General features: G+C 52.2%; 1 protein-coding gene. It reads right to left on the bottom strand.

Going from position 1 to position 255, the window contains the following annotated elements; genetic code table 11:
- On the bottom strand, window positions 1–255 hold a 255-nt coding region (locus tag ACPYOI_RS36530), incomplete at both ends, for a M24 family metallopeptidase (RefSeq protein ID WP_481424238.1).

Raw genomic sequence — 255 nt, forward strand, 5'->3', positions numbered from 1 at the left:
TCTCAATACCGTTTTCGTGGATCACCACGTTATCTTCGATACGAATACCGCCAAACGGTTTCAGCGCTTCAATTTTGTCCCAGTTGAAGTGCTTGCTGAACGGGCCTTCACGCCATGGCGCTAACAGCGATTCGATAAAGTAGATACCCGGCTCGATGGTCAGCACCATACGCGGCTCAAGAATACGCGTGCAGCGCAGGTAAGGATATTTAGACGGCGCGGCCAGGTGCGTACCGGTATCGTCCTGCATAAAAC

Source organism: Rhizobium sp. SVR5-2C (genome assembly GCF_056755115.1).